This window comes from Arthrobacter sp. Bi83, from assembly GCF_918698095.1.
GTDB lineage: Bacteria > Actinomycetota > Actinomycetes > Actinomycetales > Micrococcaceae > Arthrobacter.
The window spans coordinates 1-16,518 of the sequence record NZ_CAKKLY010000074.1 but is presented as its reverse complement, the minus strand read 5'-3'; the positions used below and the strand labels follow the sequence as shown (position 1 = coordinate 16,518).

Here is a 16,518-nt window from a genome sequence, read left to right as displayed (position 1 = left end):
GGGTGGAAGGGGGTGGAGGCGGCGCTTCGTCCTTGACGCGGGCTGCCTCCAGAAGCGGGACTGCTCGTAGCAGCGGGCTACTTGTGGAAGCGGCCTACTTGTAGAAGCGGGCGAGGAACTCAGCTACGACGGCGGGGCGTTCCTGGCCTTCGATTTCGATGGTGTTGGATACCTTGATCTGGGCGCCGCCCTTGACCTCGCTTACCTCGGCGATGGTGGCCTGCATGCGGATCCGCGAACCGACCTTCACCGGTGAGGTGAAGCGGACCTTGTCCAGGCCATAGTTGACCTTCGTGGTGACGCCGTCGACGTCGAACAGCTCTCCCCAGAACGGGATAATGAGCGAAAGCGTGAGGAAACCGTGCGCGATCGCGGCGCCGAACGGGCCGTCTTTGGCTCGTTCGGCGTCCACGTGGATCCACTGGTCGTCACCGGTGGCATCGGCGAATTTGTTGATCTGTTCCTGGGTGATTTCGCGGTATTCGGTCACGCCGAGGTCGGTTCCGGCGAGGGTGAGCAGTTTGTCGAAGTCGACGACGAGATTGGGCATTTGTGCCTCCTGTGGCGGTTTTTGGGATTGCGGAAGTACGACGGCGGCACGGCGCTGCCGTTGTGGAGTTCAGTTGTCGTCCGGTTCAGTACGTTCAGTTCGTACGGCTTAGCGGGTGAAGGCGCTTTCGCCTGTGAGGGCGCGGCCAACGATCAGGGCGTTGATTTCGTGGGTGCCTTCGTAGGAGTAGACGGCTTCGGCGTCGGCATGGAACCGTGCGACGTCAGAGGCCAGGGTGATGCCGTTGCCACCAACCACTTCGCGGGCTAGGGCCACGGTTTCCCGCATCAGCAGGGACGTCTGCATCTTGGCCAGGGCGGAGTCCTGGTCGCGGTAGATGCCCCGCGCCTGCTGTTCGGTCAGCCGGACCACCAGGGACAGAGAGGACGTGACGTTGCCGAGCATCCGGGCCAGCTTTTCCTGGACCAGCTGGAAGGATCCCAGCGGCCGGCCGAACTGCCGGCGCTCCGTGACATACCGCAAAGCAGCCTCGAAGGCACCGGCCTGGATGCCGGCGGCGATCCAGGCGACGTCCGAACGCATGGCCCGGAGCATCGCGGCCACATCCCTGAAGGAGTTCACGCTGTGCAGCCGCATGGATTCCGGCACGCGGACGCCCTCAAGGGTGGTGTGGGCGTTCTGCATCATCCGCAATGCCGTCTTGCCGTGGATTTTCTCCAGCGTCACGCCATCGGCTTCACGGTCAACCAGGAAGGCCTTGACCTGCCCGTCGGCCACGTCGCGGGCGAACACCGCAAGGACGTCCGCCGTCGCGGCGCCTCCGATCCAGCGCTTGGCGCCGTCCAGGACCCAGGAATCCCCCTCGCGCCGGGCCGTTGTTAAAAGCCCGCCTGCAATGTCGGAGCCGGACTCCGGTTCGGTCAGCGAGAAGACGCCCTTGAGCGAGAAGTCGATGACTTTCGGCATCCATTCAGCCTGCTGCTCCGCCGAGGCCCCCACGCGGACGGCTGTGCGGAACAGTCCGGCTTGCGCGGTGTACCAAGTGGCCAGCGACGCGTCCGTGCGGGCCAGCTCGAAGATCCGGAAGCCGTGGTAGATGCCCCGGGCGGGGCTGCGGTCCGGGCCGGCGCCTGTGAGTTCCGCTGGTTCCATGAGGTCCAGGTCAGCCAGCGGCTGTGCGAGCTGCTGCGGGAATTCCCCGCGCTCCCAGTACTCCGCCAGGAGCGGCCGGGCTTTCTCATCGAGGAAGCTCCGCAGGCGTCCCAGCACGCGGCGCTCGTCGTCGCTGAGGAGGGACTCGGCGTCGTAATAGTCGCAGACACCGTAGAGGCGTTCCTCCACCACGGCCCTATGCCCCGGGGCCAGGCCGGTATCCAGGCTCATCTCAGGCTCCCAATCCGAGCAGGCGCACTGCATTGTGCTTGAGGATTTTGGGCCGGACCTCGTCCTTCAGGGGCAGGTCCGCGAAGGCACCGAGCCATTTTTGCGGCGTGATGAGCGGGAAGTCAGTGCCGAACAGGACCTTGTCCTGCAGCACCGAATTGGACATGCGCACCAGCGACTCCGGGAAGTACTTCGGTGACCATCCGGACAGGTCGATGAACACGTTGGCTTTGTGCGTGGCGATCGAATTGGCCTCGTCCTGCCACGGCACGGACGGGTGAGCCATGATGATCTGCAGTTCCGGGAAGTCCGCTGCCACGGCATCCAGCAGGAGCGGGTTGGAATACGCCAGCTTGATGCCGTAACCGCCGGGCAGCCCGGCGCCCATGCCGTTTTGCCCGGTGTGGAAGATGGCCGGCAGGCCCAGTTCCTGGAGAGCCTCCCACAGGGGGTAAAACTGTTCATTGGAGGGGTCGAAGCCCTGCAGGCTGGGATGGAATTTGAAGCCGCGGGCGCCCAGGTCGATGGCCTGGCGCTTGGCGCCCTGGATGGCCTCGGCGCCTGTGCGGGGATCGACACTGCCGAACGGGATGAGGACGTCGTTGTTCCGGGCGGCCCCGGCGATGAGGTCCTCGATGCTGTTGGGCTCGTGCTTGAGCTGGGTGCTGGCGTCCACGGTGAACACGACGGCGGCCATGTTCAGCTCCCGGTACACCTCGGCGATGCGGTCCAGCGACGGGCTGCGGTCCTCGGACTTGAAGTACTTCGCGGAGGCCTCGGTCAGGGCCGGCGGCAGCGATTCGTGGCCGTGGCCGTCCACTTCGAGGTGGACGTGCATGTCGATCGCGTCCAGCTTGGCCGCGTCAATGCCGAGCTCGTAGCGGTTTGCAGCCACGGCTAGCCGACCTTCGCAGCCGCTGCCGCCGGCTGTGTGTCGGGCTTCAGGCCTTCGGGCAGCGGCAGGAATTCCTCGCCCACGCTCTGCAGCTTGTCCCCAAAGAGCGAGCTGAAGTTCTCCACGAGGTCCTGGTATCCCCAGCCGCCCTCACGGTACTCAGTTGCCGCGGCTTCCGGGTGCGTCCACACCTGCAGGCGGTCGCCGCCGGCGCCGATCGCCTGGCCGGTGATGCCCGCCGCCTCATCGGAGGCGAGGAACGCGACCAGTCCGGAGACGTCGTCGGCCGTTCCGAAGCCGAGCTCGCGGCGGAAGAACGCCGGCATGGACTCGCTGCGCTCGTCCGCTTCCACTGCTTTCTGGAAGTACGGGACTGTCTTGGTCATGGCAGTGGCAGCCACCGGGATGACGGCGTTGGCGGTCACGCCCGCCTTCTTCATTTCCAGCGCCCAGGTGCGGACCATGCCCACGATGCCCGCCTTGGCTGCGGCGTAGTTGGTCTGGCCGAAGTTGCCGCGCTGCCCCGTGGGCGAACCGATCGTGATGATCCGGCCCGCGATGCCGTTCTCCTTGAAGTAACCGAACGCTTCCCGGACGCAGGTGAAGGTGCCGCGCAGGTGGACGTTGATGACAAGGTCGAAATCCTCATCTGTCATCTTCAGCAGGGACTTGTCCCGCAGGATTCCGGCGTTGGTGACCAGGATGTCCAGCCGGCCGAAAGCGTCGACGGCTGTCTGCACCAGCAGTTTGGCGGCCTCCGTGCTGCCCACGGGAGCGACGGCGGCCACTGCGCGGCCGCCGTCGGCCTCGATGGTCCCGACGGCTTCGCCGGCGACGTCCCCGTCGACGTCGTTAATGACGACGGCGGCACCCTGGCGGGCGAGTTCCCTCGCATAGGCGAGGCCCAGTCCGCGGCCGCTTCCCGTGACGATTGCTACTTTTCCTGACAGGCTCATCGCTGCTCCCTTGCTAGCTGACCGTGCATCCTGCCGTCCGGCATGCGATGCTGTTCTGTATCCATGAAAATATGGATAGTTGAAAAAGTCAACGATTTATTTTGAGAACTATCGGAGGTGGGCATGAGCATCGAGACACAGGGCGGGCAGCAGACAGAGCCGGCAGACAAGCTCGTCGCGGCGTCCATCAGTCAGGACCTGGGCTTCCTGCTCGCCAAGCTGCACGCGGCGGGGTCGGTGCTGAACAACCGGGCGCTGGCGGAGTTCGACCTCAAGGAGCGCTCGTACTCCGTGCTGATCCTTGCCAACAGCGGCCTCGAGCCCACGCAGCGTGAACTGGCCGACTTCCTCAGCCTTGACCCGAGCCAAATCGTGGCGCTTGTGGACGAGCTGGAAAAGCGCCGACTTGTGGTGCGGGCCCCCGGCAAGCAGGACCGCCGGGCTAAGACGGTCACCGCCACAGCGGCGGGGAGCCGGCTGCAGGCGCAGGCCGCCGAGGCCGCCGGCCGGGCGGAGTCCGAAGCGCTGTCTGGGCTGGCAGATGACGAAGCCGCACAGCTCAAGGCACTGCTGCGCAAGGCGCTGTGGGGCGGCGGCGCCTGAGCGGCGCTGAGCCGCCACGAAGCTAGCCGGCCAGCACCGCCAGGACGCCAACCACGACGGCGAGCAACGGCGCAGTGCCCTGCGTCGCGGCGGCGCGGAGGTACTTCCTGCCGCTCAAGGCCAGGACGGCGGAGGCGAGGAACATCGAACCGCAGCTGCTGAAGATGAGCGTCCAGCCCACGCGAGGCTGGCCGAATAGCACTGCCGCGATCCCGGCGAAGGCGCCGAGTGCGAGGAACAGGTTGTAGAAGCCCTGGTTGTACGCGAGTGGTTTCGTGGTCTCGGCATCGGCCTGCGATGCGACCCCGAAGCGCTTCCACGTGGCCGGCCGGGCCCAGGTGAGCGACTCCATCGTGAAGATATAGACGTGCAGGAGTGCCGCGACGAGTGCAAAGACGAGGGAGGCCGGGATCATGGCTCGATCCTAGCCTCCCCTCCCCCTGCGCTTCGAGGCGTCAGCTCAAACGTATTTCAGCGGCTCAACATGGCCAGGGCCGACGTCGCGAAGTCCTTGGCGGAGTCGTTCCAGCGGGCCAGGAGGCCCTGGAGGTTCTCGCCGTCTGCCCGGTGCGCAGCAGTTTGTGTCTCCAGCGTTTCAAGAACGCCGGTCCGGAGCTCGGTGTTGAAGTTCACCTTGCCCACGTTCATGGCCGGGGCCTTGGCCAGTTCCCCGGCCGGAATTCCGGATGCTCCGTGGAGCACCAGAGGGATGCGCGTGCGCACGGCGATGTCCTGCAGGACATCCCAGCGCAGTTCGGGCTTGCCTTTGTACTTTCCATGGACGTTGCCCACCGCCACGGCGAGCAGCTGGGCGCCGGTCCGGGCCACAAAGTCCTCCACCTGTGCGGAGTCGGTGAGGCCGGCCACCTCGCTGCCGGACGCATCTGCGTCCGAATCGGCGCCGAACGCCCGGTCCTCATCACCGGCGAGTCCCCCCAGCTCCGCTTCGATCACGACGTCGGCGTTCCCCTGTGCGTCCAGGGCTGCCCGCACTTCGCGAACCAGCGCGATGTTCTCCTCGTACGGCAGGGACGAGCCATCCACGAGGACGGAATCCGCCCCGGCCACAACCGCCGCAACGATGACCTGGCGGTCTGAGGCATGGTCCAACTGCACGGCGACAGGCACCGACGCGGCGTCGGCCAGGCCCCGGAGCGCTGAGATGAGCCTCAGTCCGTTCGCGGTGGCTGCAGTCTTGGGCGCCACGAGCAGAATGACGCCGCGGCCCGTCTCCTCGGCTGCGCCGACTACCGCCATCGCGGTGGTGAAGTCGTAGCACGTGAAGGCGGGTACAGCCGCGCCCTGCTGGAGAGCAGAGCTTACAAGCTCGTCGAGCCTCGCGCGCATCAGAGTGCGGCGGTGCGCTTGGTGGGAGCCACAACCTTGATGACCGCGGAATCATCGGCAGCAGCGAGGCCGTGCGCCTGGCCCAGCAGGTAGAGCTGTTCGGCGGCGGCGGCAACCGGGGTGGCGAGGCCAGCCGCACGGGTTGCCTTGCCGACGATGCCCATGTCCTTGACGAAGATGTCCAGACGGCTGAGCACCTCGGCGCCATCCTCGCTGTAGGCCTCCAGGATGCGCGGGCCGCGGTTGGAAAGCATGAAGGAACCGGCGGCACCGGCTTCGAGGGCGGCGAGGGTCTTCGCCTGGTCCAGGCCCAGGGCGTCGGCCAGCGCCATCGCCTCGGCGGCGGCTGCGATGTGGATTCCGCAGAGGAGCTGGTTGACGGTCTTCAGGGCCTGGCCGTCGCCGGGCTTGTCGCCCACAACGGTCAGGGTGGAGGCGAGCAGTTCCAGGACGGGACGAGCCGACTCGAGCGCGGCGGGCTCGGCGCCGACGACGATCAGCAGGTCCCCTTCACCGGCCCGCTTGGGACCGCCGGACAGCGGTGCGTCGATAAGCGCCACACCGTATGCCGCCAAGCGGCTGACGGTGGCCGGGATCGCTTCGGTACCGACGGTGCTGGTCAGGATGACGACGGCGCCCTTCTTAAGCACGGACGCTACGCCGTTCTCACCGAACAGGACATCGTTGAGCTGCTCGCTGTTGCGGACGGCCAGCAGCAGGGCGTCAGTGTCCTCGGCGGCCTCGCGCGCCGAGGCAAAGGTGCGCACGCCGGACTCCTCGGCCAGGCGCAGGCGGGGTTCGGCGATGTCGAACCCGTGGACGGTGAGCTGGCTGGCGAGGCGGGTGGCCATCGGCAGGCCCATGGCGCCGAGGCCGAGGACGGTGACTTTGTAGGTCGAGGTCATGGTGTTCTCCATTGAATTGGCTAGAAAGTGTTGCTGAGCTTGCGGGTGACCTGGGCCAGGGATTCGTCGTCGCCCACGTTGCCGGCAAACACGATGTACGGAATTCCCTTGGCGGGGCCGTCCACCGGTTCCCAGAGGCTGACGATGCCCGGCAGCATCGGCCCGCGGACTATCGCGTGCCGGATTTCCAGTCCATGGGCAGCCACGTCGGAGGACGTGATGCCGCCCTTGGCGATGACGAACCGCGGCGGGAAGGTCTTGAGCGTCCGGTTGACCACGGCGACGACGGCGGCAGAGACAGTACGCGCGATCCGGAGGCTTTCGGCCGGGTCGTCAGTCTTGATAAGCAGGCGGCTCGTGTGGACGATGACGTCGCCGCTGTGAAGGGCCTCAACGACGGCGTCCACCGTCTCGTCGAGGTAGGTGTCGGCGCCGTCCCCCAGCAGCTTCTCGACGTCGATCTCCACAATGCGGGCCGCGCTGTGCTGGTCGGTCAGCACCTTCAGCTGCCGCGTTGTCACGCCCACGTGCGAACCGACGACGATCAGGCCGCCGGCCTCGGAGGGGACGTTGCCGGCGTAGGCTTCCTCACCGCTGAGCTCGCTCCGGATCTCCTGCCCGATCCGGGCACGGACAAAGGGCGGACCCACGCGGTACAGGAGCTTCTTGCCGCGGTGTTCGGCCTCTTCCAAACCGAGGGCGAGGGCACGGAGGTCGTTTTCGGTGACGATGTCCGCCACGATCGGGGTTGAGGCGGTGGCCGGCTCAATCGCGTCGGCAATGGCCTTGGCGGACACGTCCGGGTCGCCGGCGTCGCCATTGCCGGCGGCGCCCGCGCGGATGATGTTGAGGTCGAGCACGATCACAGAGTCCGCGGCAAAGCGGCCCTGCGACTTCTCTTCCACGTACTTTGCCATTTCGGAGTTGGCGAACCCGAATGTCGCATCCTTGGCGAACTCGGTCTCCGCAACCGGGGTGAGCTGGCCGGCGTCGTTTCCGGTTCCGCGCATGTAGTGGATGCCACCGATGGTGACGCGTCCGGCGTCGGGGAAGGCAGGAACAATCACGACGCCGTCCGTTTCCTCGCCGCTCTCGGCGGCGACAGTGGCGGCGATGACGTCGGGTTCGAGCGGAAAGTGCCCGCGCAGCGTCGAGTCGCTGCGGCTGACGAATCCGAGCCGGACTGCTGCCTCGCCGTCAGTTGCGCCCGCATGCGCGGCAGCAAGGGCATTGCGCACAATCTCTTCGTTTCGTGCCGCGGCTTCCGCCGGATCCAAGCTTCGGGTGTTGGTGAGCACGTACACTGCGGCCTTACCCTGAGTGAAGGCCCAGGTGAAGTCCTCGACTTCCCAGCGGGTGAGCACGGGGAGATCGGAAACCGACTGCGTTCCGGTTGGGTCGTCGTCGAGGACCACCAGCACACGCGGGGACGCCGCAACGGAGGCGGCCAGGGCGCTGGCTACCTGCCGGGCGGGAATCTGGAGCTCCGCGGGGTAGGCGGCCAGGATGTCTGCTTCTAGGGGCACAGTGCACTCCGTTGTGTCGAAACTATATTGCGAACAGAATTTTGTCAGATGTCAGACATCTGTCGTTTGACTGTTAGTGTGGCATAACGCACAGGACGTGCGCAAGTAGACTTGTCAGGCATATGGGGCGAGAAACGCTGAACGGGGAAAATGGCACGCAAATCACTGGTGGGAGTCGTAGCTGACGAGCTCCTGGACCGCATTATTGCCGGGGAATTTCCGCCCGGCGCGAGCGTCCCCGGTGAGCTGGAGCTCAGCGCACGCCACGAGGTCAGCAGAATGACGGTCCGCGAGGCCATGAAGACCCTCGAGGCCCAGCGCATCCTCAGCGTGGAACGCGGCCGCGGAACGTTCGTGAACCCGCTGAACCGCTGGTCGTCACTGGAAGCCGTGCTCCGTGCAGCCTCCGAGGGGCAGAACGGACCCGCGGCGGCGATCCAGCTCATCGAGCTGCGCAGGATGCTGGAAACTGGTGCCTGCGAACTGGCTGCGCAGCGCATCACCGATGCCGAGCTGGAGGAACTCCGCGGCCGCGTTGAGGACATGCGCGAAGCCCACCATGCCAACGACCTTGCCCGGTTCGTGGCGGCCGACCTCGCCTTCCACGACCTGATACTTCATGCCTCCGAGAACGTCTTTGTGGCGGTCCTGTTCGAGCCGTTGCACCGCGTGCTGGAGAAGCGGCGCACGGAAACTTCCGAGGTGCCGCAGATCCAGGAACACGCAATCGGCCACCACCAGAACATTTACGAGGCCCTGGCCGCCCGCGATCCGTTGCGGGCACGGGATGCCATGGACGCCCATATGCAGCAGACCCTTGACGACCTCAGGAGCTACGTCCTGGAAGCCTGACCCCCTGGAAACCTAGTTCCGGGACGCTCCTTCCGATACTCTGCAGGAACGGCCCGCAGCCGGGTATCGATGGCGATCACGAGGAGCGAAGTTGTCTAATCACACTTACAGCATTTCTGAAATTGTCGGGACTTCGAACGAAGGCGTGGACGATGCCGTCCGCAACGGAATAGCCGAGGCCTCGAAGACACTGCGGAACCTTGACTGGTTCGAGGTCAAGGAGATCCGCGGCCACCTCGACAACGGCAAGGTCGCCGACTGGCAGGTCACCATCAAGCTCGGCTTCCGGCTGGAGCGCTGACCCCAGCCGCCAGCCCAGGCGGTTTAGCTGCTGTTTCAGTCCCTGGTCCACACCTGGACGGCGTGGCCGGCAAACTCCACCCAGAGCATCTCGTGGTGCTCGGAGACTTCGTCCACGTGTGCGGCATCGAAGCCGTAGCCGTCGCTTTCGACCCACACCGCTTCGCCGGGCGCCAATTCCGCCCACCGGTTCGGCGCAAGCCGTGCGGCGGCCGTGGCGGGACGTTGGGGCAGCCCCGCCTCGCGCATCATGATTCCTGGCCTACGGACCGGCGGCGCCATACGGTGGGTGCACCCTGGAAAGCGGGAAGGACCTGGCCTTCAAAGAACGTGTGGGTTTCCTGCGGCGACTCATCCGGGGTCCACAGGCCCGATGCGGGGCAGTGGGTTCCTGTCGATGCGGACGGCGCGTGGCGTTCCCTGAGCAGTGCGATGCGTTTCATCCTTGAATGTCATCCTTGGTGGTCGAAGAAGTTCTCCTCCAAGGCTAGAAAGGCGGCAGCACAGACCCAATGGGCGGATGGCTAGAATCCCTCCGGTGGGCTGGGCAGCAGCACAACGCTCTGGCGCCCTACGGCTGTTCGGCTGCCCTCATTGCGGCGGGGCGGTCGCCCGGAGCACCTGACGGCTGCGGTTCGGCAGCGGTGGAAGCGTCCTCCGCCGTCGCAATTTCCCCCTCTGCGCGGGCGCCCAGGCTGCCGAGCAGGGCCAGCGCGTCGGCGGACGGGGAGCCCGGCTTCGCTGAGAACACCCGGAGCACCTGGTCAGGATCGTCCCGAAGGATCAGGTTTTCAAAGTTCAGTTCAAGGTCCCCGACGGCGGGATGGTGGAGCCGCACGCTGCCGGCCGACCGGGTGGCAACCCGGTGCCCCGCCCACCATTGCCGGAAGTGCTCGCTGTGCACCGCCAGCTCCCCCACCAGCTGGTTGGCCTGGGCGTCGCTGGGATGCCGGCCGACGTCGACGCGCAGCGCGCCTGCCGCCTCGGCGGCCACCGACTTCCAGTCGCGGAAGAGTTCACGCGCCCGTGGATCCAGGATGAGCCAGCGCGTCAGGTTCCGCTCGCCCGGCGGCAGCTCCGGGAAATCCGCAAACAGCAGGAATGCCAGCCGGTTGCCGGCGAGCACATCCGTGCGCCGGCCAAGGACAAGGGCGGGAACGTCGCCCACGGCCTCCAGAAGCTGGCGCACTGCGGGACGCACGCCCTGGGCCGGAACGGGAGAACGGGCGGATTCAGCACAGTGCTCCAGGAGATCCATCATGTGCGCCTGCTCGCCGGCGTCGAGCTTGAGCGCCCTGGCTACTGAATCCAGCACGGCCCGTGACGGATGGATGTTCCTGCCCTGCTCGAGCCGCGTGTAGTAGTCGGTGCTGACGTCTGCGAGCCGCGCGATTTCTTCGCGTCGGAGCCCCGGCACCCGCCTCGCGCTGGACCCGTCGGCTATGCCGGCGTCTTCCGGCTTCAACCGCGACCGCATTGCCTTGAGGAATTTTCCAAACTCAGCGCTCTGACCCATGCCCTCCATTCTGCACTTGCCAGGGCGGTGCTTTCTACAACGAAGGTAGGACTGCCAGTCCTAGGAAAAACAGGGACAGGCACATCTACTGACGGCGGCGGCCCTGGTGCATAGGCTCGATGAAGAGCCTTCCGATTCTGTACATACCCAGATTCCGTAAATACCCAGGAGAGCAGCCATGTCCCAGACACCCGAACCCACCACCACTGCCCCTCAGAGCCTCGAAATACCAGGGGTCACGCTGAACAACGGCGTCACCATCCCCCAGCTGGGGTTCGGTGTCTTCCAGGTGCCGCCGGCAGAGACCCAGCGGATCGTGGAAGACGCCCTCGAGGCCGGCTACCGGCACATCGACACGGCGGCCGCTTACCGCAACGAAGAAGGCGTCGGAGCGGCCATCGCGGCTTCAGGGATCCCCCGCAAGGAACTCTTCATCACTACCAAGCTCAGGAACGGCGAACAGGGCTCTGCTGCCGAAGCCTTTGAAAACAGCCGCAAAGCACTCGGCCTGGACGTCATTGATCTTTACCTCATCCATTGGCCTGTGCCGTCGCAAGGCCTGTTCACGGAAGCGTGGCGAACCATGGAGGCGCTCTACGTGGAAGGCAATATCCGTGCCATCGGCGTGTCGAACTTCCTGGAGGACCACCTGGATACGCTCTTGGCCAAGGCCGGCATCGTTCCGGCCGTGAACCAGGTCGAGCTTCATCCCACGTTCCAGCAGTCGGTTCTGGCCGAGAAGAGCCGCTCCCACGGCATTGCCGTCGAGGCCTATAGCCCCCTCGGCCAAGGCGCCGACCTGAACGCCCAGGCCGTCACTGCCCTTGCCGAGGACCGCGGCGCGACGCCCGCGCAGATCATCCTTGCCTGGCACCTCGCGGCGGGAACCATTGTGATTCCGAAGTCCGCTGACTCGGCTCGTATGCGTGAGAACCTCGCCGCCGCGTCCATCTCGCTGAGCGCCGCGGATGTCGAATCAATCAATGCACTGGAGGCCGGTACCCGGGTGGGCGCGGATCCCGCCGTCGCCGCCTTTTCCCAGTTCTAGCCCTAAGGACCACGACCATGCAGTACACCCATCTGGGCCGCTCCGGCCTGAAAGTCTCCCGCCTGTGCCTCGGCTCCATGAACTTCGGCCCTCAAACCGACGAGGCCGCAGCGCATTCGATGATGGACTCCGCGCAGGAGTCCGGCATCAACTTCTTCGACACCGCCAATGTTTACGGCGGCACCGGTCATCGCGGCTGGACAGAGGAGATCATCGGCCGGTGGTTCGCCCAAGGGGGCGAGCGGCGCGAACGCACCGTCCTGGCCACCAAGCTGTACGGAACCATGACAGACCGCCCCAACGAGTCCAAACTCTCGGCACTCAACATCCGCCGGGCCCTCGACGCGAGCCTGAAGCGCCTACAGACCGACTACATCGACGTGTACCAGTTCCACCACGTGGACCGGAACACTCCCTGGGACGAGATCTGGCAGGGCATCGAGGTGGCCGTCCAGCAGGGCAAGATCCTCTATTCAGGAAGCAGTAACTTCGCCGGCTGGCATATTGCGCAGGCGCAGGAGACCGCTGCCCGGCGCAACTACACGGGCCTGGTCAGCGAGCAGTCCATCTACAACCTGCTGACCCGGAATGTGGAACTTGAAGTCATCCCCGCCGCCGAACAATACGGGCTCGGGATCATTCCCTGGTCCCCCCTGCACGGCGGCCTTCTCGGCGGCGTGCTGAAGAAGGAGCGCGATGGCGTACGGCGCCTTGAGGGGCGCGCGCAGGAAACACTTAAAAAGCACTCCGACCAGATCCAGGAGTACGAGGACTTCGCCGAAGAGCTGGGCCACGAACCCGGCGACGTGGCGCTCGCCTGGCTGCTGCACCAACCGGCGGTGACGGCCCCTATCGTTGGCCCCCGCACGCAGGAACAGCTCGACGCCGCCATCCGGGCCCTGGATGTCACGCTCAACGGTGACGCACTCAAGCGCCTGGACGCCATCTTCCCGGGGCACCGCACCGCACCCGAAGACTATGCCTGGTGACGGGCTGGCGCTGGCTCACCGGTGGGCCAGCGCCGCTGACCGGGCCGGGCCGGCGTCGGACTCCCGCGCGGCCGCATGCACTGCTACCGTCGTCTACCGCTAACGAGCCGGAGGGCGCTGCGGGTCCTCCAGGGCGGGATCGTCGGGTTCGCCGTCGGGGCCCGTAGGCGGTCCCGGCGGATCCTGCGGAGGAACTGCGGGATCCTCCAAGGGCGGGTTCTGCGTGGGGTCGAAAGGAAATCCCTCCGAGGGATTCTCCTGTGGGTCCCGGGTGGAATCCTGCTGGGAATCGTCGGGCGTTTCACTCATGGTCAGGATCCTTTGCTGGTCGGGGTGCCATCGGGTGTGGCCACGAAACTTGGCCACATATTTCTCTCGTTCCCGCTACACCCAAGGGATACCAGCGCCTTGCCGCTTAGTCCAGAGCTTCACTCAGGGCTGCCGATCTCAGGCAGGCGGTCAGTTCACCAGTTCTTGTCCGGACTCCAAGCCAACATCCCTGCCGCGGGTCCGCTCCAGCTCGAGGATGTCTCGGCCGAAAGAGGCCACCAGCGTCACGAGGGCAAGGATGACGGCGGCGGCGCCGATCCCCGCGGGCACGCCCGGTGTTAGCGCCAGCAGAAACGCAAATGGCTGGTAGGCGCCGATGACCTTGCGGAGCCGGCTCACGCCGAGCGTTCCCCTGAGGGCAGGCCGGAGCCGGCCGGCCGCTATAAAGGCGTACCACATCAGCCCGACAGCCAGGACCCACGGGCCGAAACTTCCCACTGCGGCGACGGACAGTACGAGAACCAAGGCGGCATCTGTTTGAACGTCCAGTCGTGCCCCTGCAGGGGATGCGCAGGCGAAACGCCGCGCCACTGCTCCATCCACGGCATCAAGCAGGAAAGCCACGCTGCCTATGACGATGAACGGGACGCCGGGCAAGCGGTCACTGAAGAGTGCGGGAACGGCCATTGCTGCGCAGCATGCCGCCAGAACAGCACGGACCAGCGTGACCCGATCTGCGGGAGTGATCATTGGCGGCTTGCGCCTGAGGATTGAGACGGCAGCGTTTCCCACCACCGCGACGCCAGCGGACAGCGCCGCGTAGAGCCATCCTGAATCCGCAGCCGAAGTGGCCATAAGCCAACTCCCGGCCACAAGAAAACCAGCCATCGCTATTGCCGCATCCGTCATCGCGCGGCGCCTGGCCAAGACCTCCATATGCCCCCTCGCGCTCATCGTAGCAACAACCGGCTCTGGCAGCGGAGCACCGCAATTGGCTCTGTGCAAACGGCTGCTCATAGGAAAGACTTTGCGCATGGCACTCTCACCGGCAATCGACCTGAACGATGGCCACCGGATACCACAGATTGGACTTGGCACCTGGCCGCTAAACGACCATGAGGTGGCGGACGCCGTCGTACATGCCGTGGAAGCCGGGTACCGGCATATCGACACCGCCGTGAAATACGGCAATGAAACCGGGGTGGGCGAGGGAATTCGCGGGTGTGGATTGGACCGCGACGAGCTCTTCGTGACCACCAAGCTCGACGGCGAATTCCAAGGTGAGGACAGGGCGGTGGCAGGCCTGGAGGGCGCGCTCAGGCGGCTGAACATGGACTACGTGGACCTGCTCCTCATCCATTGGCCGCTGCCCCGGCGTGGCGATTTCATCTCGACGTGGAAGACCTTTGAACGGCTTCAGAATGAGGGCAAAGCCCGTTCAATCGGCGTGTCGAATTTCAAACCGTCCCACCTTGAACAGCTCATGTGGGCAACTGATGTGGTTCCCGCAGTGAACCAGATCCAACTCAACCCCTCGGTCACGCGCTCTGCGGACCGCGCCTATCACGAGCACCACGGGATAGTCACCGAATCGTACAGCCCGCTCGGGGCAGGTTCAGGCCTGTTGTCTGCGCCAGTGCTGACAAGAATCGCCAGAAAACACGGCAAAACCGAGGGCCAGATAGTGCTCCGCTGGCATGTTCACCAAGGCTTGGTGGCCATCCCAAAGTCCTCCAGTCTGCAACGCATGAAGGAGAATATCGACGTCTTCGGGTTCACCCTGGACCAGGAAGATCTGACGGCCATCGAGACGCTGGATGAAGGGCCAGAGGCGGGCGTGAACTCAGACGTCCAAGGGCATTGAGGCCGGCGGGAACAACCCTCCGCAGGAGAGTTTCTCCTCAAACCGACTGGCAGAAAAATAGTAAGCATGTTTAGTATTGGGGAGAAGGACGAAGCGTACCCGGCATACCGGGTGCCTCCTTTATGAAGAAGAAGGAACGATAAAAATGGGTTTTTTCGCATTTCTGATTCTGGGCCTCATTGCCGGAGCCATTGCTAAGGCGATCCTCCCCGGCCGACAGGGTGGCGGCATTTTCATCACGCTTCTGCTTGGCGTAGTAGGAGCCATCCTCGGCGGCTTCATCGGCAGCGCGCTCTTCGGCGTGGGAATCAACGAGTTCTTCTCGCTGTCAACGTGGCTGCTGGCCATCGGCGGGGCAATCGTCGTCCTGCTGGTCTACGGCATGATCACCCGCCGCAGCGTCCGCTAGTCGGACCTTGGCTGGAAAACGGCCCCGGGACACTTTCCCGGGGCCGTTTTCTTAGCTGATTCCCTCAGAGGCTGAACTTTCCACATCGTACATATCCCTCTCAAGAGCAGGAGTTCATCATGAAATCCAAACTTCTCTTCGGCGCCGGAATTGCTGCAGGCTACGTTCTCGGATCCAGGTCCGGCCGGGCAGCGTACGACAAACTCAAAGCCCGCGCCACCAGCATTTGGGACAGCAAACCGGTTCAGGACAAGGTCACTGCGGCCACCGAGGCTGTGAAGGAAAAGGCACCCGACATGGGCGACCAGCTCTCCGAAGCAGCGCGTCGGGCCGGGACAGTGCTTAGCTCGGCCATGCACCGCGACGCTTCCAAATCGGGCGACACCAAGTCCGGCACCTACTCCTCAGGCGGCGCCGCGTCCGGTTCAGGCGGCGCGCCCGCCTCAGGCGGCACGCCCGACGGCGACACTTTGGACAGCGGGGACGTCCCCGCACACAGTACTCACCCGGAGACAGTAAACCTTGGTACTTCAGACGTTGAGTCTGACCCCGCATTGAACGACTCATCGGGTCAGGACTGGTCCGATGAAGGCGGCGCCACTCCGGCCGGGGCTGCCACCAACGTGGACCCTGAAAGGCACTAGCCGAACAGCCCAGCCCCTCAGCCGAGCTGGGTACTGAAGTTCGGCGCCCGCTTTAGGCGCCGACTTTAGGCGCCCGCTTTAGACGCCCGCTTTAATTGTCAGACCCCTCTGGCAGAGTTTTCATATGGAAGCCATTGGGGGACGCAGCGTTGGTAACGCGGGCCGGGCAGCAATGCCCGGCCCGCGTACCAATCCGTTGCGCAGCGTCCGGGATCCAGGGACTTGTGCCCCTGGCCAACTTTCCAGCACCGCCGTTGCGGACACTTCTTCGTCCAACGGCGGTGCTTTTGACTGCCTCCGGCAGTGCTTGGCGCTGGCGGAGACCACAGCCGACAGCGTGCCGGATGAACTGGCTCTGACCTCCTTCCGTAACGCGGCGGATTTCGCGGACCTGACCGAGGAGCTCTCCCGCCGGACCGAGCACCTTCAGCTGCTCGCCGCGGCCGCGGTGGAACGGACCCGCACCGAGGCGGTCAACGCCGCCGGACCCGCGGCCAAAG

General features: G+C 65.3%; 21 protein-coding genes. 8 read left to right on the top strand and 13 right to left on the bottom strand.

Annotated features, from left to right (window positions below; translation table 11 throughout):
* Positions 1–94: 94 nt before the first annotated feature.
* The 4 genes from LQ144_RS21550 to LQ144_RS21535 form a co-directional block, all read right to left on the bottom strand.
* Complete coding sequence (locus tag LQ144_RS21550; RefSeq protein ID WP_230121291.1) at positions 95–550, bottom strand: MaoC family dehydratase; 456 nt, start codon at positions 548–550, stop codon at positions 95–97.
* 108 nt (positions 551–658) lie between these two features.
* Positions 659–1,894, bottom strand: coding sequence for an acyl-CoA dehydrogenase family protein (locus tag LQ144_RS21545; RefSeq protein WP_230121290.1), 1,236 nt, complete (start codon positions 1,892–1,894; stop codon positions 659–661).
* Between the two features lies 1 nt (position 1,895).
* Complete coding sequence (locus LQ144_RS21540; RefSeq protein ID WP_230121292.1) at positions 1,896–2,732, bottom strand: amidohydrolase family protein; 837 nt, start codon at positions 2,730–2,732, stop codon at positions 1,896–1,898.
* A 59-nt stretch (positions 2,733–2,791) separates the two neighbouring features.
* Complete coding sequence (locus LQ144_RS21535; protein WP_230121289.1) at positions 2,792–3,745, bottom strand: SDR family NAD(P)-dependent oxidoreductase; 954 nt, start codon at positions 3,743–3,745, stop codon at positions 2,792–2,794.
* 123 nt (positions 3,746–3,868) lie between these two features.
* Here LQ144_RS21535 and LQ144_RS21530 point away from each other — a divergent pair, with 123 nt between their 5' ends.
* Positions 3,869–4,348: a MarR family winged helix-turn-helix transcriptional regulator gene (locus tag LQ144_RS21530; protein ID WP_230121288.1), complete on the top strand. Its 480-nt coding sequence runs from the start codon at positions 3,869–3,871 to the stop codon at positions 4,346–4,348.
* A 22-nt stretch (positions 4,349–4,370) separates the two neighbouring features.
* On the opposite strand, the gene LQ144_RS21525 is transcribed toward LQ144_RS21530, so the two are convergent.
* Genes LQ144_RS21525 through LQ144_RS21510 form a run of 4 tightly spaced genes read right to left on the bottom strand, consistent with a single transcriptional unit; the run spans position 4,371 to position 8,126 of the window.
* The gene (locus LQ144_RS21525; protein ID WP_230121287.1) at positions 4,371–4,763 is read right to left on the bottom strand and encodes a DUF1304 domain-containing protein; all 393 of its coding nucleotides are present in this window, start codon (positions 4,761–4,763) and stop codon (positions 4,371–4,373) included.
* Positions 4,764–4,819: 56 nt separating this feature from the next.
* Positions 4,820–5,695: a class II fructose-bisphosphate aldolase gene (locus LQ144_RS21520; RefSeq protein ID WP_230121286.1), complete on the bottom strand. Its 876-nt coding sequence runs from the start codon at positions 5,693–5,695 to the stop codon at positions 4,820–4,822.
* Positions 5,695–6,600 (bottom strand): NAD(P)-dependent oxidoreductase, encoded by a 906-nt coding sequence (locus LQ144_RS21515; protein ID WP_230121285.1) that lies wholly within the window; start codon positions 6,598–6,600, stop codon positions 5,695–5,697. Before LQ144_RS21515 ends, LQ144_RS21520 begins: the two co-directional genes overlap by 1 nt.
* 20 nt (positions 6,601–6,620) lie before the next feature.
* Positions 6,621–8,126, bottom strand: a complete 1,506-nt coding sequence (locus tag LQ144_RS21510) for a four-carbon acid sugar kinase family protein (RefSeq protein ID WP_230121284.1) — start codon at positions 8,124–8,126, stop codon at positions 6,621–6,623.
* A 150-nt stretch (positions 8,127–8,276) separates the two neighbouring features.
* Here LQ144_RS21510 and LQ144_RS21505 point away from each other — a divergent pair, with 150 nt between their 5' ends.
* Both LQ144_RS21505 and LQ144_RS21500 read left to right on the top strand, forming a co-directional pair.
* Positions 8,277–8,978, top strand: coding sequence for a FadR/GntR family transcriptional regulator (locus LQ144_RS21505; RefSeq protein ID WP_230121283.1), 702 nt, complete (start codon positions 8,277–8,279; stop codon positions 8,976–8,978).
* 91 nt (positions 8,979–9,069) lie between these two features.
* Positions 9,070–9,279, top strand: coding sequence for a dodecin (locus tag LQ144_RS21500; protein ID WP_230121282.1), 210 nt, complete (start codon positions 9,070–9,072; stop codon positions 9,277–9,279).
* A gap of 35 nt (positions 9,280–9,314) precedes the next feature.
* Here LQ144_RS21500 and LQ144_RS21495 read toward each other — a convergent pair whose 3' ends face one another.
* The 3 genes from LQ144_RS21495 to LQ144_RS21485 all read right to left on the bottom strand — a co-directional run bounded on the left by LQ144_RS21495 (position 9,315) and on the right by LQ144_RS21485 (position 10,794).
* Positions 9,315–9,530 carry a hypothetical protein gene (locus tag LQ144_RS21495; RefSeq protein WP_230121281.1) on the bottom strand — a complete coding sequence of 72 codons (216 nt, stop codon included), beginning with the start codon at positions 9,528–9,530 and terminating at the stop codon, positions 9,315–9,317.
* Positions 9,527–9,721, bottom strand: a complete 195-nt coding sequence (locus tag LQ144_RS21490; protein WP_230121280.1) for a hypothetical protein — start codon at positions 9,719–9,721, stop codon at positions 9,527–9,529. Before LQ144_RS21490 ends, LQ144_RS21495 begins: the two co-directional genes overlap by 4 nt.
* Positions 9,722–9,849: 128 nt before the next feature.
* On the bottom strand, positions 9,850–10,794 hold the full coding sequence (locus LQ144_RS21485; RefSeq protein WP_230121279.1) for a helix-turn-helix transcriptional regulator: 945 nt from the start codon (positions 10,792–10,794) through the stop codon (positions 9,850–9,852).
* 178 nt (positions 10,795–10,972) lie between these two features.
* Here LQ144_RS21485 and LQ144_RS21480 point away from each other — a divergent pair, with 178 nt between their 5' ends.
* The gene (locus LQ144_RS21480) at positions 10,973–11,842 is read left to right on the top strand and encodes an aldo/keto reductase (protein ID WP_230121278.1); all 870 of its coding nucleotides are present in this window, start codon (positions 10,973–10,975) and stop codon (positions 11,840–11,842) included.
* A 17-nt stretch (positions 11,843–11,859) separates the two neighbouring features.
* Complete coding sequence (locus LQ144_RS21475; RefSeq protein WP_230121277.1) at positions 11,860–12,831, top strand: aldo/keto reductase; 972 nt, start codon at positions 11,860–11,862, stop codon at positions 12,829–12,831.
* 99 nt (positions 12,832–12,930) lie between these two features.
* Here LQ144_RS21475 and LQ144_RS21470 read toward each other — a convergent pair whose 3' ends face one another.
* Together LQ144_RS21470 and LQ144_RS21465 are read right to left on the bottom strand one after the other, a co-directional pair.
* Positions 12,931–13,140 carry a hypothetical protein gene (locus LQ144_RS21470; protein WP_230121276.1) on the bottom strand — a complete coding sequence of 70 codons (210 nt, stop codon included), beginning with the start codon at positions 13,138–13,140 and terminating at the stop codon, positions 12,931–12,933.
* A 150-nt stretch (positions 13,141–13,290) separates the two neighbouring features.
* On the bottom strand, positions 13,291–13,956 hold the full coding sequence (locus LQ144_RS21465; RefSeq protein ID WP_230121275.1) for a CDP-alcohol phosphatidyltransferase family protein: 666 nt from the start codon (positions 13,954–13,956) through the stop codon (positions 13,291–13,293).
* A 178-nt stretch (positions 13,957–14,134) separates the two neighbouring features.
* On the opposite strand from LQ144_RS21465, the gene LQ144_RS21460 reads away from it, so the two are divergent.
* From LQ144_RS21460 to LQ144_RS21450, 3 genes are all read left to right on the top strand, one after another.
* Positions 14,135–14,965 carry an aldo/keto reductase gene (locus tag LQ144_RS21460; protein ID WP_230121274.1) on the top strand — a complete coding sequence of 277 codons (831 nt, stop codon included), beginning with the start codon at positions 14,135–14,137 and terminating at the stop codon, positions 14,963–14,965.
* A gap of 145 nt (positions 14,966–15,110) precedes the next feature.
* Positions 15,111–15,374 carry a GlsB/YeaQ/YmgE family stress response membrane protein gene (locus LQ144_RS21455; protein ID WP_230121273.1) on the top strand — a complete coding sequence of 88 codons (264 nt, stop codon included), beginning with the start codon at positions 15,111–15,113 and terminating at the stop codon, positions 15,372–15,374.
* 119 nt (positions 15,375–15,493) lie between these two features.
* On the top strand, positions 15,494–16,018 hold the full coding sequence (locus LQ144_RS21450) for a hypothetical protein (protein ID WP_230121272.1): 525 nt from the start codon (positions 15,494–15,496) through the stop codon (positions 16,016–16,018).
* Positions 16,019–16,518 lie beyond the last annotated feature (500 nt).

Coding starts and splice junctions, on each gene's coding strand:
- LQ144_RS21550 (WP_230121291.1), bottom strand. CDS start 550: ATGCCCAATCTCGTCGTCGACTTCGACAAACTGCTCACCCTCGCCGGA.
- LQ144_RS21545 (WP_230121290.1), bottom strand. CDS start 1,894: ATGAGCCTGGATACCGGCCTGGCCCCGGGGCATAGGGCCGTGGTGGAG.
- LQ144_RS21540 (WP_230121292.1), bottom strand. CDS start 2,732: ATGCACGTCCACCTCGAAGTGGACGGCCACGGCCACGAATCGCTGCCG.
- LQ144_RS21535 (WP_230121289.1), bottom strand. CDS start 3,745: ATGAGCCTGTCAGGAAAAGTAGCAATCGTCACGGGAAGCGGCCGCGGA.
- LQ144_RS21530 (WP_230121288.1), top strand. CDS start 3,869: ATGAGCATCGAGACACAGGGCGGGCAGCAGACAGAGCCGGCAGACAAG.
- LQ144_RS21525 (WP_230121287.1), bottom strand. CDS start 4,763: ATGATCCCGGCCTCCCTCGTCTTTGCACTCGTCGCGGCACTCCTGCAC.
- LQ144_RS21520 (WP_230121286.1), bottom strand. CDS start 5,695: ATGCGCGCGAGGCTCGACGAGCTTGTAAGCTCTGCTCTCCAGCAGGGC.
- LQ144_RS21515 (WP_230121285.1), bottom strand. CDS start 6,600: ATGACCTCGACCTACAAAGTCACCGTCCTCGGCCTCGGCGCCATGGGC.
- LQ144_RS21505 (WP_230121283.1), top strand. CDS start 8,277: ATGGCACGCAAATCACTGGTGGGAGTCGTAGCTGACGAGCTCCTGGAC.
- LQ144_RS21495 (WP_230121281.1), bottom strand. CDS start 9,530: ATGATGCGCGAGGCGGGGCTGCCCCAACGTCCCGCCACGGCCGCCGCA.
- LQ144_RS21490 (WP_230121280.1), bottom strand. CDS start 9,721: ATGAAACGCATCGCACTGCTCAGGGAACGCCACGCGCCGTCCGCATCG.
- LQ144_RS21485 (WP_230121279.1), bottom strand. CDS start 10,794: ATGGGTCAGAGCGCTGAGTTTGGAAAATTCCTCAAGGCAATGCGGTCG.
- LQ144_RS21480 (WP_230121278.1), top strand. CDS start 10,973: ATGTCCCAGACACCCGAACCCACCACCACTGCCCCTCAGAGCCTCGAA.
- LQ144_RS21475 (WP_230121277.1), top strand. CDS start 11,860: ATGCAGTACACCCATCTGGGCCGCTCCGGCCTGAAAGTCTCCCGCCTG.
- LQ144_RS21470 (WP_230121276.1), bottom strand. CDS start 13,140: ATGAGTGAAACGCCCGACGATTCCCAGCAGGATTCCACCCGGGACCCA.
- LQ144_RS21465 (WP_230121275.1), bottom strand. CDS start 13,956: ATGGCCACTTCGGCTGCGGATTCAGGATGGCTCTACGCGGCGCTGTCC.
- LQ144_RS21460 (WP_230121274.1), top strand. CDS start 14,135: ATGGCACTCTCACCGGCAATCGACCTGAACGATGGCCACCGGATACCA.
- LQ144_RS21455 (WP_230121273.1), top strand. CDS start 15,111: ATGGGTTTTTTCGCATTTCTGATTCTGGGCCTCATTGCCGGAGCCATT.
- LQ144_RS21450 (WP_230121272.1), top strand. CDS start 15,494: ATGAAATCCAAACTTCTCTTCGGCGCCGGAATTGCTGCAGGCTACGTT.